A 15,203-nucleotide genomic window follows, 5' to 3' on the forward strand; every position below is an offset into this window, starting at 1 on the left:
CCACAAGAAAGTAAGAAAAACTGCTTATGAAAATTAGATGTTTAATAGTTGACGATGAGCCTTTGGCTTTGGATGTTCTCCAAACTTTTATTGACAAACTAGATCAGTTGGAGCTGGTAGGTAGGTGCCAAAATGCGGTAGAAGCTTACAATACACTCCGAACCGAGCAGGTGGACTTGATGTTTTTGGATATCCAAATGCCCAAACTTACAGGGATTGAGTTTGTAAAAAGCATAAATAACCCTCCTAAAATAATTTTTACCACAGCTTACCGCGATTATGCCCTTGAAGGTTATGAGCTCAACGCAATTGATTATTTGCTAAAGCCAATTTCTTTTGAGCGCTTTCTGAAAGCCGTAAATAAATTCGATCAGCTATCTCAGGCTTCTTTGTTTACAGGGGCAGTGACATCTGCTGTTGTAGATGATTCCAGTTCTTACCGAGAGGCATTTATTTACCTAAAAGCGGATAAGAAAATGGTGAAAATCCTTCTGAAAGATATTTTGTATATAGAAAGCTTGAAAGATTATGTGCGGGTAAAGACCTTAGGAAAAGAGGTGGTAGCTTACCAAAAAATATCCTATTTGGAAGAAAAATTGCCCGAGGAGAAATTCACCCGAATTCACCGCTCGTTTATTGTAGCCAACGACAAGGTTGATGCATTTTCTGCGACCCAAGTGGAAATAGGAGGGAAGGAAATCGCGATTGGGAGAAACTACAAAAATGAGGCTCTCACCAAATTGAATGAGAAAAACCTGTTGAAAGACTAGGCTGTATCTTCCATTTTGAAATCAGCCAAAAAAGAATTTAGTTTTTGCTCGAGTTCGTCGATGGGCATTTCTGGGGGCTCGTCAAATTCTTTAGTTTCAATTGCTCCATCTTTATAAATGGTCATTGTCCACCCAAAGGCATCATTGCTGGTGAGCGAAATATGCTGGAGGTTCATTTCCCAAACCAAAGAAAAATTGACAGAAGGAATTTCAATTCCTTTTTTATTTATTTTCAAATAAAATTTATCGTCATTTTTTGAATCGAAATAAAAGTCCCACAGAGGATAGGCGATAAGGAGTAGGCCGCCTATTAGGAAAAGAACCCCTAAAAAGATATAAAAGGTGTATTCAGTAAAAAGAGCTATTCCTACGCTTTCGGAAGGGTTTTGCAGTTGTTTGACTGAAAAAAAACTTCCTGCCACGGAAACTGAGCCCATCAGGATAGCACCAAGATTGAGTCCATGATGTTCGTGATCCTCCAATGATTTTATTCTTATATCTTCCATAAATTCTTTCTTTGTAGCAGGTATAACCTAAAAATAAAACAGGCTGTTTCGTCGGTAACTTTGGCTTTCGTAACTTTGTAAAACGGCTGAAGCATTTTAAACTTAAAACTAAAGGAAATGCTTCAATTCTTCACATGAATATACTCAACTCATGATTCATACTTTTATAGGCAACTTAGGGCATTTACTGGTTATTATTGCCTTTGTTACTTCTATGGTCGCAGCTTTTTCCTACTGGCATAGTAGCAGGTTGGGCGACTCGCTAGAAGCGGTGCAGATGAAAAAATTTGCCCGAATGTTTTTTGTAGTACACAGCGTAGCGGTTATCGGAATTGTCGCTTCCTTATTTTATATTATCTATAATCACTACTACGAATACCACTATGCTTGGAGTCACTCGTCGAATAATTTGCCTACTCACTTCATGATTTCCTGTTTTTGGGAAGGGCAGGAAGGTAGCTTTTTGTTGTGGATTTTTTGGCATGTGCTTATCGGACTTGTTTTGATAAAGCTTGCTGGGAAATGGGAAAACGAGGTAATGTCTATTTTTACCTTTGTACAAGCCTTTTTGGTTTCCATGATCTTGGGTGTAGTTTTCTTCGATCTGAAGATCGGTAGCTCTCCTTTTATCTTGCTCAGAGACGTGAGCGAAGCCCCTATTTTCCTTTCAAACCCTGATTATATTCCTGAAGATGGAAGTGGCTTGAACCCTCTTCTCCAAAATTATTGGATGGTGATTCACCCGCCTACACTTTTTTTAGGTTTTGCAGGCACACTTGTGCCATTTGCTTATTGCATGGCAGGTTTGTGGAAAGGGAATTTCAAAGAGTGGGTAAAGCCAGCTTTGCCTTGGGCGCAAATAACTGCCTTGATTCTAGGTTTGGGGATTATGATGGGAGCTTATTGGGCTTACGAGACCTTGAACTTTGGAGGTATGTGGAACTGGGATCCGGTAGAAAACGCGGTTTATATTCCTTGGATAATATTGGTAGCAGCTATTCACCTTATGGTGGTGTTTAGGAAAAGTGGAGCAGCCCTAACTGCATCTATGATTTTGGTGATAGCCAGTTTTGTATTGGTTCTTTATGCTACTTTCCTTACGCGAAGCGGTATTTTGGGAGAAGCTTCTGTGCACTCTTTCACAGATTTAGGGCTTTCTGGCCAGTTACTGCTTTACCTTTTAGCTTTCGCTATTCTTTCTGTTTACCTTTTGGTAAGAAAGTGGAAGGTTATTCCGAAGACAAATAAAGAGATTGATACTTATACAAGTGAATTTTGGATATTTATTGGGGCAACGGTTCTCTGCCTCTCAGGTTTCCAAGTGTTGGTGCCGACTTCTATTCCTGTATTTAATTCATTTCTAGGGATTTTTGGTATAGAATCGAACATGGCTCCTCCAGCCGATCAGGTAATGTTTTATACCAAATTCCAATTATGGTTTGGGGTAGGGATCGCTTTGCTCTCAGGCACGGCGCAATTCTTTTGGTGGGGTAAAATGGATAAGCAGCGCTTGCAGCATAATCTTTCTATCCCCTTGTTGCTTACATTTACTCTTTCTGGAGCTATTATCATGCTTTGGGAAATGTCAAATTGGCAATATATCGTACTGCTAACTACCTCTATTTATGCAGTCATTTCTAATCTTTTTGTGCTTTTCAGGCTTGCCAAAAAGAAGGTAAGTCTTTCAGGTGGAGCAGTGGCGCATATTGGTATTTCGATCATGTTGATCGGGATTCTTTTTTCTTCGGGTTATTCCAAAACCGTTTCTATGAACAACACGGGCTTGTTGTACAACCGTGAGTTTTCGGATGAGATGAACAAGGAAAACTTGCTTTTGTTCAGAAATGAGCCGTCTAAGATGTCTGATTATCAATTGGCTTATAAGGGGCAGCGAATACAGTCGGAGCAAGTGCCGGGGTATATTGATACGGAAAAGCTGATGATGATTCGAGACCCGTACAAGGCCATTGCTAGAGAGGATTTGGTTTACAAAGGGCAGACCTATGCGAAGAAGGGGGATACTATTCAGATTTATAATGAGAATACTTATTATGAAATAGAGTATGCTAAAGATAATGGCGAGGTATTTACATTATACCCTCGGATTCAGAATAATCCACAAATGGGTTATGTGCCTTCTCCTGATATCAATACCTTCCTTACAGGTGATTTATACACGCATATTACAAATATCCCTGACCCAGAGTCGGAAGAACAATGGAGCGATCCTGAGACTCATGAACTGAGTTTGCGGGATACATTCTTTGTGAACGATTATGTAGCTATTTTGGATAATGTGGTGCGTACTGAAGAGGTGGTTGGGGTTAATCTAGGTGAAAAGGATGTAGCGGTAAAAGCGCAAATAAGGGTATTTGGGGAGAATGGAGTCCATGACCTAAACCCGGTGTATTTGATCAAAAATATGCAGCGGGGGGTAATTCCTGAGGTTTCAGTCGATTTAGGTATCCGAATTAATTTTGATGATATTGATCCTCAAAGTCAAAAATTCACGTTCACTTCCTCTACTACACAAAAGGATTGGGTGATTTTGAAAGCGTTAGAAAAACCGCACATTAGTTTTGTGTGGATAGGTACTATACTGATGTGTATTGGGCTTGGATTAGCATTTGTGAGAAGAACCAAAGAGGCGAAAGAAAGAAAAGGATCAGCAGGCGCTAAGAAGAGAAAACCTTCTGTGGGAAAGGAAGTGGTATCATAGTTTTAAGTAAGATATAATATTTTTGTTGAATGAATAGAGATGAATGTTTCGAGTTGGGTTATGTGGTCAAAACCCATGGATTGGCAGGTGAGGTGGCTCTTCATTTAGATGTAGATGACCCGTCTATGTATGAAGATTTGGGAGGGGTTTTTATTGAGATCAAAAATAACCTTGTTCCTTTTTTTTCAGAATACACCTTTTTCAATAATGAAAAACTGGTGGTGAAGTTTGAAGATGTGGAAGACTTGGAAAGTGCAGAGAAATTGAAGGGCACGAAAGTGTTTATGCCTATTGAAAGGCTTCCTAAACTAGATGGAGATAAATATTATTTTCATGAACTGCTAGGGTATGAAGTGTTGGGTGTAGATGGAAATATAATGGGAAAAGTGACGCAGATATATGAAGCTAATGCGCAATCCTTATTGGCCTTTGAGCACAAGGGTAAAGAAGTGCTGGTGCCAATCAACGATGATATCCTTGTGTCAGTTGACAAAGCCAAGAAAGAGGTGAAAATTGATTTTCCTGATGGGTTGATAGACATTTACCTTGAAGATTAAGGTATAACCTGTTGATTACGAGTTTGTGGATGTTTTTTATTGTTTTATAAACAAAGTAAAGTTCAAAATAAATGCGCAGTCTTAAAATATATTTGAAGAAGAAATTTGTATTTTTGACTACAAATAACTGTTAGCAATAGTATATAGACTTGGGCAAAACTCTTTTAGAAAGCATTAACTCGCTTGTTTTTGCCTATTAATAAGATGCTTAGTCGATTTCATTATTTTTTTAATAACATAAACACCATTAGCCTTGACACTGATAAAGTCAATTTCTGGAATAAGAGGAACAATAGGAGGAAAGTTAAGTGAGGGGTTGACTCCGCTAGACGTGGTGAAATTTGCCGCTGCGTATGGTACTTGGGTAAAGACGGATATAAAGAAGCCTACTGTAGTAGTAGGTAGAGATGCTCGGGTTTCGGGAGAGATGGTTGCCAATTTGGTAAACTCGACCTTGATAGGCTTGGGCATTAATGTGATTGACCTAGGGCTATCGACTACACCAACTGTAGAGTTAGCTGTTGTCGATGCTGAAGCTGCCGGAGGTATCATTATTACGGCAAGCCATAACCCTGGGAACTGGAACGCACTGAAGCTTTTGAACAGTGCAGGAGAGTTTGTTTCTGAGAAGGACAGCCTTCAAATTTTAGCTTATGCCGAAGCGGACGAGTATGAGTTTGTGATCGCGGAAAAGCTCGGTAAAATCAAGAAAGACGATACGTATATAGAGAAGCATATCCAAAAAATTCTGGACTTGCCATTGGTAGATAAAGAAGCAATTGCAGCAAAGAATTTTAGGGTAGTGATAGATTGTGTAAATTCGTCTGGCGGGTTGGCAGTGCCTGCTTTGCTGAAAGCATTAGGTGTAACCGAAATACATGAGTTGTACTGTGAGCCGAATGGGAAATTTCCTCACAATCCAGAACCATTGCCCGAGAACCTAACCGAGATTAGTAATAAACTGGAAACAGGTAATTTTGATATTGGGATTGTGGTGGATCCAGATGTGGATAGACTAGCATTGATTTGTGAAGATGGAACTCCATTTGGGGAAGAATATACCTTGGTTTCGGTAGCGGATTATGTGTTGCAAAAAACACAAGGGAACACCGTCTCTAACATGTCGTCTACTAAAGCATTGAAAGATGTGACCGAAAAGCATGGTGGGCAGCACTTTGAATCGGCAGTAGGAGAGGTGAACGTGGTGACGACTATGAAAGAGCAAGGGGCTGTAATAGGAGGTGAAGGTAACGGAGGTGTGATTTTTCCTGAGCTTCATTACGGAAGAGATGCGCTTGTGGGAATAGCGTTGTTCTTATCGAACCTAGCCAACTTTGAAGGAAGTGCTAAGCGTTTGAAAATGAGCTATCCTAGTTATACTATTTCTAAGAACAAAATTGAGCTTACTCCTGAGATAGATGTGGATGATGTATTGGTGAAAGTGAGGAGGAAATACCACAATAATCCGGTGAATGATATGGATGGGGTGAAAATTCTGTTCGAAAATGAGTGGGTACACCTTAGGAAGTCTAATACGGAGCCTATTATTCGTATTTATGCTGAATCGAGCTCTCCTGCAACGGCAGATCATTTGGCAAATAAAATAATACAAGATATAAAAGAGATTATCACATTTAAGCCTGAGGAAGAATAAGCCTTCGGAGAGAAAATGTGAATAGGGTTTCTTTAAAATGAACTTGTACTTAGCTTTGCATTTATTGCAAAGCTTTTTTTGTATAAAAGGGCTTGAAAAACAGATGAATGATGAAAGTATATTTAGATAATGCGGCAACTACGCCTTTGGCTCCAGAAGTATTGGATGCGATGCTTCCATATATGAAAGATGGTTTTGGAAACCCTTCTTCCACGCATTCGCACGGAAGGGAGATAAGGGCTGTTATAGAAAAAGCAAGAAAGCAGGTTGCAGAGCTTTTAGGAGCTAGCCCCTCGGAGGTTTTCTTTACTTCGGGCGGGACAGAGTCTGATAATATATTCATACGAGGAGTTGTACGTGCTAAGCAGGTGCAACACATCATTACATCACGAATAGAGCATCATGCTGTTTTACATACAGTAGAAGACTTGGCTAAATCTAAAGCTGTTCAGTTGCATTATGTCGATCTTGATGAAAGGGGAATGGTTGATTATAAAAGCTTGTCGGTTCTTTTAGAGCAATTTCCTAACTCGTTAGTGTCCCTTATGTATGGGAATAATGAAATAGGAAATATAACTGACATTACGGAGATAGGTCGCTTATGTAAGGAGTTTGGGACAATTTTTCACTCTGATACAGTCCAAACTGTTGGGCATTTTCCAATTAACCTAAAAGAAGAGTCTGTAGATGCTATAGTAGGCTCAGCACATAAGTTCCATGGTCCCAAAGGTGTTGGTTTTTTGTATTTGAGAGGAGGTTCGGAAATTCCTCCAATGTTTACAGGAGGGGGTCAAGAGCGAGAAATGAGGTCTGGTACTGAAAATATTTATGGTATAATAGGTTTAGCCAAAGCGTTGGAAATCTCCTTGAGTGATTTGGAAGAGCACAAAATCCATATTGAAGGATTGAAGAAGAGGATGATAGATAAATTGAAAGCGGGCATTCCAGGGGTGGAATTTAATGGGTGTAGCGGGGAAATGGATCAGAGTTTATATACTATTTTGAATATTGGTATACCCAGTTCAGTAACTAATTCAATGTTGCTGTTTAGCTTAGATCTTGCGGGGATATCTGTTTCAGGAGGAAGTGCATGTGGAAGTGGGGCAAACCAAGGGTCTCATGTTATAAAAGAAATCAGCTTGAAAAGTATAGATATGGAGATTGTTAGGTTCTCATTTAGTCGATATACGACAGAAGAAGAAGTAGATTATGCGGTGGAAAAGTTGATGAGTTTGTTGGCTATAGGTTAGTTAGTTAAAATAATATTGAAAATATTTGCGGCATAGTTTGTTTGGTAACAATTATTCTCTACTTTTGCAGTCCAATTAAGAGAAACTATGGTCGTTTGACACGATCAAAAGTCTCAATCTAAAATCGAATTATATTTAAGGCAAGCTTTTTATATAGGTTTCACCACTTTTGGTGTATAACCAAGGTTAAACCATACTCTTATGTTACAACCTAAAAGGACAAAATTCAGAAAAACACAAAAGGGAAGAGTGCGAGGTGTTGCTCAACGTGGACACGAGATTTCGTTCGGTTCATTTGGGCTTAAGTCGCTTGAGCCAGGATGGATCACTTCTCGTCAGATTGAAGCAGCAAGGATTGCGCTTAACAGGTCTATGAAACGTGAAGGTCGTGTATGGATCAGGATTTTCCCAGACAAGCCGATAACTAAGAAGCCTGCGGAAGTTCGTATGGGTAAAGGTAAGGGGTCGCCAGAGTACTGGGTGGCAACTGTAAGGCCTGGTACTTTGCTTTTCGAGTCAGACGGGGTGTCTTTTGATACTGCTAAGGAGTCGATGAGGCTTGCTTCTCAAAAGCTTCCTATTAAAACTAAGTTTGTAGTTAGGAGAGATTATACATATTAATTATGAAAAACTCTGAGATTAAGGCTCTTACTGTTGAAGAGTTAAAAGATAAACTTGCAGCTTCTGAGAAGAGTTTGCAAAATTTGAGGTTCGCTAATTCAGTTTCCCCATTGGAAAACCCAATGCAGATCAAGGATTTGAGGAAGTTGATTACCAGGTTGAATACTGAGTTGCATAGCAAAAACATTTCAATGGTTAAGGAGAAGATAGAGTCTGGTGAGTTGACCAATTTCAATGCGAGGAAATTCGTGACTGAAAATCAATTTGGTTCACCAATCAATCTTGCCAAAGTTAAAAAAATCATTAACCAGTCAGCTAAGTAGTTGTTGCTAAACTCTTGAGAAATCATGGAAAGAAACTCTAGGAAAGAAAGAATAGGTATTGTCACCAGCAACAAAATGCAATCATCTATTGTCGTTTTGGTTGAGCGTAAAGTGAAACATCCTATGTATGGTAAATTCATGAAGCAATCGAATAAATTCATGGCTCATGATGCTGAAGACACTTGCAACATAGGTGACAAGGTAAGAATAATGGAGACTAGACCGCTCAGTAAGAGGAAAAGGTGGAGATTGGTAGAGGTATTAGAGCGTGCTAAATAAAGTATTGTTTGACACAACATCCTTACGAAAATGATTCAACAGGAGACAAGATTGAATGTAGCTGATAATAGTGGTGCCAAAGAGGTGCTATGTATCAGAGTATTGGGAGGTACGGGTAAGAGATATGCTTCCATTGGAGACAAAATAGTAGTGACTGTAAAGTCAGCCACTTCTTCAAGTGATATGAAGAAAGGTACTATCTCTAAGGCTGTCGTAGTTCGTACAAAGAAAGAAATAAGACGCAGAGATGGATCTTATATCAGGTTTGAAGACAACGCTGCTGTTCTCCTGAACAATAATGATGAGCCAAGGGGTACTCGTATCTTTGGCCCAGTAGCAAGGGAGTTGAGGGAAAAGCAGTTTATGAAAATTGTTTCATTGGCACCCGAAGTTCTATAATTATGAAAAAAGTGCAAAACAAAAAGTTCCATATCAAGAAAGGGGACAAGGTGATGGTGATTGCTGGAAACCATAAAGGCAGTGAAGGATCGGTGTTGGAAATGGACACAAGAAAAGATAGGGCGATTGTAGAGGGGGTAAATCTTGTGACTAAGCACGTAAAACCTTCAGCTGATAACCCTGAAGGGGGAGTAGAGAGAACGGAAGCAGGTATTCATATAAGTAACCTTATGCTTATTGATCCTAAAACTGGAGAAAAAACAAAAGTAGGAAGGAAGCTTGATGACAGCAATAAGCTTAAAAGGTATTCAAAGAAATCAGGTCAATTCATTGATTAAAGATGGCTACAGCAAATTTAAAAACTAAGTATCAAGAGGAAATTGTTCCTGCTCTCAGAGAGAAGTTTAGCTACAAGTCTATCATGCAGGTGCCTAAGTTGACAAAAATATCTATCAACAAAGGTATTGGTGATGCAGTAGCAGATAAGAAACTTGTAGATATAGGTATAGAGGAGTTGACGACTATTTCAGGTCAGAAAGCTGTCCCTACTTATGCCAAGAAGTCTGTATCGAATTTTAAGTTGAGAGAAGAGATGCCAATTGGGGCTAGAGTGACATTGCGTGGAGATATTATGTATGAATTTTTGGACAGGCTTGTAACAGTAGCTTTGCCAAGGGTGAGAGATTTCCATGGTATTAACGATAAAAGCTTTGATGGAAGAGGTAATTATACATTAGGTGTGAAGGAGCAAATTATCTTTCCTGAAATATCTATTGATAAGGTGAAGAAGATATCTGGTATGGATATAACTTTTGTAACCACAGCTCCTACAGACGAAGAAAGCTTTGAGTTACTGAAAGCATTAGGTATGCCGTTTAAAAATAAAAAATAATAACATGGCTAAAGAATCGGTAAAAGCAAGAGAAGTTAAGAGGCAGAAACTAGTGGCAAAATATGCCGCAAAGCGTGCTGAATTGAAAGCTAATGGCGATTATGAGGCATTAGATAAACTTCCTAGGAATTCCTCAAAAGTAAGGTTACACAATAGGTGTAAATTGACTGGAAGACCTAAAGGTTATATGAGAAAATTTGGCATCTCCAGGGTTACTTTCAGGGAATTAGCTTCTCAGGGAAAGATACCAGGAGTAACTAAAGCAAGTTGGTAAAATAATTGATTAAAAAGCCCTTCATTCCATGATGGAGGTGTTCTTAAATTTTAAAAAGCATGACAGATCCGATTGCTGATTACTTGACTCGATTGAGAAATGCCATAAAGGCTAATCATAGGATTGTAGAAGTACCTGCTTCCAACATCAAGAAGGAAATAACTAAGGTGCTTCACGAAAAGGGTTATATCCAAGGGTACAAATTTGTTGAGGGTACCAACCCACAGGGGTTGATCAAAATAGCATTGAAATACCATCCTTCTACGAAATCTTCCGCCATAATGAATATGGAGAGGATTAGTAAGCCAGGCTTGAGGCAATATGCCAAAGCAGACGGGCTTCCAAGGGTATTAAATGGTTTAGGGATTGCTATTCTATCGACTTCTAGAGGAGTTCTTACAGATAAGGAAGCTAGGCAGCTTAATGTCGGTGGAGAGGTTCTGTGTTACGTTTACTAGATAAGTACCTTATAATTGAATAAAAGATTATAATCATGTCAAGAATAGGCAAGAAACCCGTATCGATACCCCAAGGCGTTACCATAGATGTATCAGATGATAATCTAGTAACGGTGAAAGGGCCTAAAGGTGAATTGACGCAAAAAGTTGATTCTGATTTGAAGTTAGAAGTGAAAGACGGGGATTTAAGTATCGAACGTCCTTCAGAGCAAAAGAGGCACAAAGCAATGCATGGTCTTTACCGCTCTTTAGTAGCTAACATGGTAGAAGGCGTAACCAACGGTTACAAGAAGGAGATGGAATTAGTGGGTGTTGGTTATAGAGCTGAAGCTAAAGGAAACTTGTTGGAGCTTAACCTAGGTTACTCTCACAATATTTACTTCATGGTGCCAGAAGAGCTTTCTGTAGCTGCTCATACTGCAAGGGGACAGAATCCAACTGTAACTCTCGAAGGTATCGATAAGCAATTGATCGGGCACGTAGCTGCTGAGATCAGGAAACTGAGAAAGGTAGAGCCATACAAAGGCAAAGGTGTAAGGTTTGTTGGTGAGGAGATTAGACGCAAAGCAGGTAAAAGCGCTTCAAAATAAAATTTGATAAAATGAGTAAGGTAAAAGATTCTCGCAGATCAAAAATAAAGAAAAGGATCAGGGCTAAGATCTCTGGTACTCCTGAAAGACCTCGCTTGTCTGTGTTTAGGAGCAACAAATGCATTAGTGTCCAGTTGGTAGATGATACCAAGTCTACGACGCTTGCCCAAGCATCTTCTAGAGAGGTAGGTTCTAATACGGTAAATATAGAGTTGGCCTCAAAAGTTGGTAAACTGATAGCTGAAAAAGCTTTGGACAATGGGATCAAAGATGTGGTATTTGATAGAAATGGCTATTTGTACCATGGGAAAGTTAAAGCATTGGCAGAAGCTGCTCGTGAAGCTGGGTTGAAATTCTAATAATTCATATTCTTATGAAAAATAATAAAAGAAAATTAAAGGCGAGCGATATAGACCTAAAAGAAAAGGTTGTTGCTATCAAGAGGGTTGCCAAAGTAGTAAAAGGCGGTCGTAGATTCAGTTTTTCGGCAATTGTTGTAGTAGGAAATGGAGAAGGTGTTGTAGGGTATGGCTTAGGAAAAGCAAATGAAGTAACAGACGCAATTACTAAGGGTATCGATGATGCTAAAAAGAATCTGATAAAAGTACCGGTCTTGAACGGAACTATTCCTCACGAGATGTTAGGTAAATATAGTGGAGGACTTGTTCTTATCAAACCAGCATCTCCAGGTACTGGAGTAATAGCAGGTGGTGCTATGCGTGCAGTTCTTGAATCTGCTGGGGTAAAAGATGTTTTGGCAAAGTCTAAAGGTTCATCTAACCCACATAATGTTGTTAAAGCTACTTTTGATGCATTGCTTAAGTTGAGAGATCCTAAGATGGTTGCAGAGCAAAGAGCTGTTGAATTAAGCAAAGTTTTTAACGGATAATAATTCCTTAAGAAAATGGCAAAAATTAGGGTTACACAAGTAAAAAGTGCGATTAAGAGACCTGCAAAACAAAAAGCTACTATCATAGCTTTGGGTTTAGGTAGAATCAGCAAATCTAATGAGCTTGAAGCTTCTCCGTCTGTTTTAGGCATGGTTGAGAAAGTAAAACACCTGATAAAGGTAGAAGAGCTATAAAATCTTATTGACTTTTTGTAATTTTGCATTTAATATATAAAGCAAATGAAGTTACACAAATTAAAACCTGCTCAGGGTTCTACAAAGAAATCCAAAAGAATAGGTAGAGGACAAGGTTCTGGAAAAGGCGGCACAAGTACAAGAGGACACAAAGGTGCTAAATCACGCTCAGGTTATTCCCAAAAACTAGGGTTTGAAGGTGGTCAGATGCCATTGCAAAGAAGAGTTCCTAAGTTTGGTTTTACTAACCCAAACAGGGTTGAATACAAGCCAGTTAATTTGGCGAAAATTCAAGAATTAATAGAAAAACATAACATAAGCGAGCTTGGTTTAGAAGAACTTGTTACTTTTGGTGTAGTTGCCAAAAAAGACAGAGTTAAGATTCTAAGTAGTGGTGAATTAAGTTCTGCGGTTGAAATTACAGCACATGCATTTTCCGCATCAGCTAAAGAGGCAATCGAGAAAGCTGGCGGTAAGGCTATCACAAAATAGATATGAAAAAGTTTTTCACGACCATAAAAAACATCTTCTCTATTGAAGAATTAAGGAACAGAATATTCTATACCTTGGGCTTTTTAGTAATATTTCGCCTTGGGTCTTTTATTGTGTTACCTGGAGTAGATCCTTCAAAGCTTGATGTTGATGGGGGAGGTTTTTTTGGGATGATCAATACCTTTTTAGGTGGCGCATTTAATAGGGCTTCGATTTTTGCTCTAGGAATTATGCCTTATATCTCTGCTTCGATTGTAGTGCAGTTGCTTACCGTAGCTGTTCCTTACTTTCAAAAGATGCAGAAAGAAGGTGAGTCTGGTCGTAAACGTATCAATCAAATAACTAGAGGGCTTACTATTATAATTACTTTTGCCCAAGCATCTGGTTATCTCGCCACAACAATACCATCTGAAGCAATACTAATCAATCAGACTTTCTTTGTGTTTTCTTCAATGGTAATTCTAACATCTGGTACCATATTCTGTATGTGGCTTGGTGAGAAGATTACCGAAAAAGGAATTGGAAACGGTATTTCTATGATCATCATGATCGGTATTATTTCTACCTTCCCTAAAGCAATCATTGAGGAAATAGGCACAAGGTCAACAAGTGGTTTACTACTTATAGTAATTGAGTTTATTGCTCTCTTCTTTATTGTAATGAGTGTTGTTTTACTTACAACAGCAATAAGGAGAATACCTGTTCAGTACGCAAGGCAAGTAGTGGGTGGCGGTAAAAAGCAGTTAGGTAAAGGTCAGCGATCTTACATTCCTCTTAAAGTGAATTCTGCTAACGTCATGCCAATCATATTTGCTCAATCATTAATGTTTTTACCTTCATTAGTGGCAGCAATTTGGCAGGAGAACAGTGATGTTGCAAGGTATATCACTCAATCTTTTTCAGACTTTACTTCAGTAGAGTATAATGTAACCTTTGCAGTTCTTATTATTCTATTCACGTTTTTCTATACTGCCATCACTATTAACCCAAAGCAGATGGCGGATGACATGAAAAGAAATAATGCATTTGTTCCTGGGGTAAAACCTGGTGACCCAACTGCAGAATACATCAGTAATATTCTTGATAGGATTACCCTACCAGGAGCTTTGTTCCTAGCAATTGTGGCTATTTTACCAGCTTTTGCAAGTGCAGCGGGTGTAAGTATTAATTTCTCAAGATTTTATGGAGGTACTTCTCTTATCATTATGGTAGGTGTTATTTTGGACACTCTCCAGCAGATTGAAAGTTATCTGCTAATGAGACACTACGAAGGTATGATGAAGTCTGGGAACTTGAAGGGACGTCAAAATATTGCTATAGCATAATGATTTTATACAAGACCAGAGAAGAGATTAGCTTGATGAAAGAAAGTGCTTTGCTTTTAGGTAAGGCGCATGGTGAAGTTGCTAAACTGGTTAAGGCAGGAGTTCAGACAAAATATTTGAATCAAATTGCCGAAGAATATATAAAAGATAATGGGGCTCACCCTTCTTTTTTAAACTATAATGGCTTCCCTGCTTCTTTATGCATTTCCGTAAACGAAATTGTAGTACATGGGTTTCCAAGTTCGTATGAACTAAAAGATGGGGATATTATCTCAATTGATTGTGGAGTTTTTCTAAATGGTTATCATGCTGACAGTGCTTATACATATGCTGTAGGGGATATCGATGATAAGACGAAAGAATTACTTGAGGTAACAAAGAAGTCATTATCTGTTGGGATTGAGAATATGAAGCTTGGAGGAAGGATTGGTGATGTAAGTAGTTCCATTCAATCATATGCTGAGTCCAAAGGTTTTTCAATAGTAAGGGAGCTTGTGGGTCATGGATTGGGAAAGAATCTTCATGAAAAGCCAGATGTTCCAAATTTTGGAAAAAGAGGTAGAGGAGTCAAAATCGATAATGGTCTTGTGATAGCTATCGAGCCTATGATTAATCAGGGCAAAAGAAGTGTAGTGCAAGAGCGAGATGGATGGACAATCAGGACAAAAGATAGGAAACCATCAGCACACTACGAGCATACTGTAGCTATGATTGATAATAAAGTCGAAGTACTTACTACATTTGAATATATAGAAGAAGCTTTAAAGACACAATATGCCTAAGCAGTCAAACATAGAACAAGATGGAACAATAGTAGAAGCTTTATCCAATGCTATGTTCAGAGTGGAGCTGGAAAATGGTCATCAAGTAATTGCCCATATTTCAGGCAAAATGAGAATGAATTATATTAGAATCTTACCTGGAGATAGAGTTAAACTTGAAATGTCTCCGTATGATCTGACAAAAGGTAGAATTGTATACAGATATAAATAATACTACGGCATTTAAAT

General features: G+C 38.8%; 22 protein-coding genes. 21 read left to right on the forward strand and 1 reads right to left on the reverse strand.

Translation table 11 applies throughout. The features are described from left to right. Positions 1-26: 26 nt before the first annotated feature. On the forward strand, positions 27-770 hold the full coding sequence (locus R9C00_00060) for a response regulator (protein WPO35846.1): 744 nt from the start codon (positions 27-29) through the stop codon (positions 768-770). Here the strand turns inward: R9C00_00060 and R9C00_00065 are convergent. After that, positions 767-1,276 carry a hypothetical protein gene (locus tag R9C00_00065; GenBank protein ID WPO35847.1) on the reverse strand — a complete coding sequence of 170 codons (510 nt, stop codon included), beginning with the start codon at positions 1,274-1,276 and terminating at the stop codon, positions 767-769. The genes R9C00_00060 and R9C00_00065 overlap by 4 nt on opposite strands. Before the next feature lie 151 nt (positions 1,277-1,427). On the opposite strand from R9C00_00065, the gene ccsA reads away from it, so the two are divergent. The 20 genes from ccsA to infA all read left to right on the forward strand — a co-directional run bounded on the left by ccsA (position 1,428) and on the right by infA (position 15,186). Next, a complete protein-coding gene (gene ccsA / locus R9C00_00070) occupies positions 1,428-3,995 on the forward strand; it encodes a cytochrome c biogenesis protein CcsA (protein WPO35848.1) in 2,568 nt (855 codons plus the stop codon). A 29-nt stretch (positions 3,996-4,024) separates the two neighbouring features. Then, complete coding sequence (rimM, locus tag R9C00_00075) at positions 4,025-4,552, forward strand: ribosome maturation factor RimM (protein WPO35849.1); 528 nt, start codon at positions 4,025-4,027, stop codon at positions 4,550-4,552. Positions 4,553-4,805: 253 nt separating this feature from the next. Then, a complete protein-coding gene (gene glmM / locus R9C00_00080; protein ID WPO35850.1) occupies positions 4,806-6,206 on the forward strand; it encodes a phosphoglucosamine mutase in 1,401 nt (466 codons plus the stop codon). Positions 6,207-6,313: 107 nt separating this feature from the next. Beyond that, positions 6,314-7,456, forward strand: coding sequence for a cysteine desulfurase family protein (locus R9C00_00085; GenBank protein WPO35851.1), 1,143 nt, complete (start codon positions 6,314-6,316; stop codon positions 7,454-7,456). Between the two features lie 201 nt (positions 7,457-7,657). Beyond that, on the forward strand, positions 7,658-8,077 hold the full coding sequence (gene rplP, locus R9C00_00090) for a 50S ribosomal protein L16 (GenBank protein WPO35852.1): 420 nt from the start codon (positions 7,658-7,660) through the stop codon (positions 8,075-8,077). Positions 8,078-8,079: 2 nt separating this feature from the next. Then, on the forward strand, positions 8,080-8,400 hold the full coding sequence (rpmC, locus tag R9C00_00095; protein ID WPO35853.1) for a 50S ribosomal protein L29: 321 nt from the start codon (positions 8,080-8,082) through the stop codon (positions 8,398-8,400). A 24-nt stretch (positions 8,401-8,424) separates the two neighbouring features. Continuing rightward, positions 8,425-8,679 carry a 30S ribosomal protein S17 gene (gene rpsQ, locus R9C00_00100; protein WPO35854.1) on the forward strand — a complete coding sequence of 85 codons (255 nt, stop codon included), beginning with the start codon at positions 8,425-8,427 and terminating at the stop codon, positions 8,677-8,679. A gap of 30 nt (positions 8,680-8,709) precedes the next feature. After that, positions 8,710-9,078, forward strand: coding sequence for a 50S ribosomal protein L14 (gene rplN, locus R9C00_00105; GenBank protein WPO35855.1), 369 nt, complete (start codon positions 8,710-8,712; stop codon positions 9,076-9,078). A gap of 2 nt (positions 9,079-9,080) precedes the next feature. After that, positions 9,081-9,416 carry a 50S ribosomal protein L24 gene (gene rplX / locus R9C00_00110; GenBank protein ID WPO35856.1) on the forward strand — a complete coding sequence of 112 codons (336 nt, stop codon included), beginning with the start codon at positions 9,081-9,083 and terminating at the stop codon, positions 9,414-9,416. Between the two features lie 2 nt (positions 9,417-9,418). Further along, positions 9,419-9,970 carry a 50S ribosomal protein L5 gene (gene rplE / locus R9C00_00115; protein WPO35857.1) on the forward strand — a complete coding sequence of 184 codons (552 nt, stop codon included), beginning with the start codon at positions 9,419-9,421 and terminating at the stop codon, positions 9,968-9,970. Positions 9,971-9,974: 4 nt separating this feature from the next. Continuing rightward, a complete protein-coding gene (gene rpsN, locus R9C00_00120) occupies positions 9,975-10,244 on the forward strand; it encodes a 30S ribosomal protein S14 (GenBank protein WPO35858.1) in 270 nt (89 codons plus the stop codon). A gap of 59 nt (positions 10,245-10,303) precedes the next feature. After that, a complete protein-coding gene (gene rpsH, locus R9C00_00125; GenBank protein WPO35859.1) occupies positions 10,304-10,702 on the forward strand; it encodes a 30S ribosomal protein S8 in 399 nt (132 codons plus the stop codon). Between the two features lie 35 nt (positions 10,703-10,737). Beyond that, a complete protein-coding gene (gene rplF / locus R9C00_00130; GenBank protein WPO35860.1) occupies positions 10,738-11,292 on the forward strand; it encodes a 50S ribosomal protein L6 in 555 nt (184 codons plus the stop codon). Positions 11,293-11,303: 11 nt separating this feature from the next. Then, positions 11,304-11,651: a 50S ribosomal protein L18 gene (gene rplR, locus R9C00_00135; protein ID WPO35861.1), complete on the forward strand. Its 348-nt coding sequence runs from the start codon at positions 11,304-11,306 to the stop codon at positions 11,649-11,651. A gap of 14 nt (positions 11,652-11,665) precedes the next feature. Next, positions 11,666-12,181 carry a 30S ribosomal protein S5 gene (gene rpsE, locus R9C00_00140; GenBank protein WPO35862.1) on the forward strand — a complete coding sequence of 172 codons (516 nt, stop codon included), beginning with the start codon at positions 11,666-11,668 and terminating at the stop codon, positions 12,179-12,181. A gap of 15 nt (positions 12,182-12,196) precedes the next feature. Continuing rightward, positions 12,197-12,376 (forward strand): 50S ribosomal protein L30, encoded by a 180-nt coding sequence (gene rpmD / locus R9C00_00145; GenBank protein WPO35863.1) that lies wholly within the window; start codon positions 12,197-12,199, stop codon positions 12,374-12,376. A gap of 45 nt (positions 12,377-12,421) precedes the next feature. After that, on the forward strand, positions 12,422-12,868 hold the full coding sequence (gene rplO, locus R9C00_00150) for a 50S ribosomal protein L15 (GenBank protein WPO35864.1): 447 nt from the start codon (positions 12,422-12,424) through the stop codon (positions 12,866-12,868). Between the two features lie 2 nt (positions 12,869-12,870). Further along, positions 12,871-14,193, forward strand: coding sequence for a preprotein translocase subunit SecY (secY, locus tag R9C00_00155; GenBank protein ID WPO35865.1), 1,323 nt, complete (start codon positions 12,871-12,873; stop codon positions 14,191-14,193). Continuing rightward, positions 14,193-14,975: a type I methionyl aminopeptidase gene (gene map / locus R9C00_00160; GenBank protein ID WPO35866.1), complete on the forward strand. Its 783-nt coding sequence runs from the start codon at positions 14,193-14,195 to the stop codon at positions 14,973-14,975. The genes secY and map overlap by 1 nt, the downstream gene beginning before the upstream one ends. Further along, complete coding sequence (infA, locus tag R9C00_00165) at positions 14,968-15,186, forward strand: translation initiation factor IF-1 (protein WPO35867.1); 219 nt, start codon at positions 14,968-14,970, stop codon at positions 15,184-15,186. Before map ends, infA begins: the two co-directional genes overlap by 8 nt. Positions 15,187-15,203 lie beyond the last annotated feature (17 nt).

Source organism: Flammeovirgaceae bacterium SG7u.111, from assembly GCA_034044135.1.
Taxonomy (GTDB): domain Bacteria; phylum Bacteroidota; class Bacteroidia; order Cytophagales; family Flammeovirgaceae.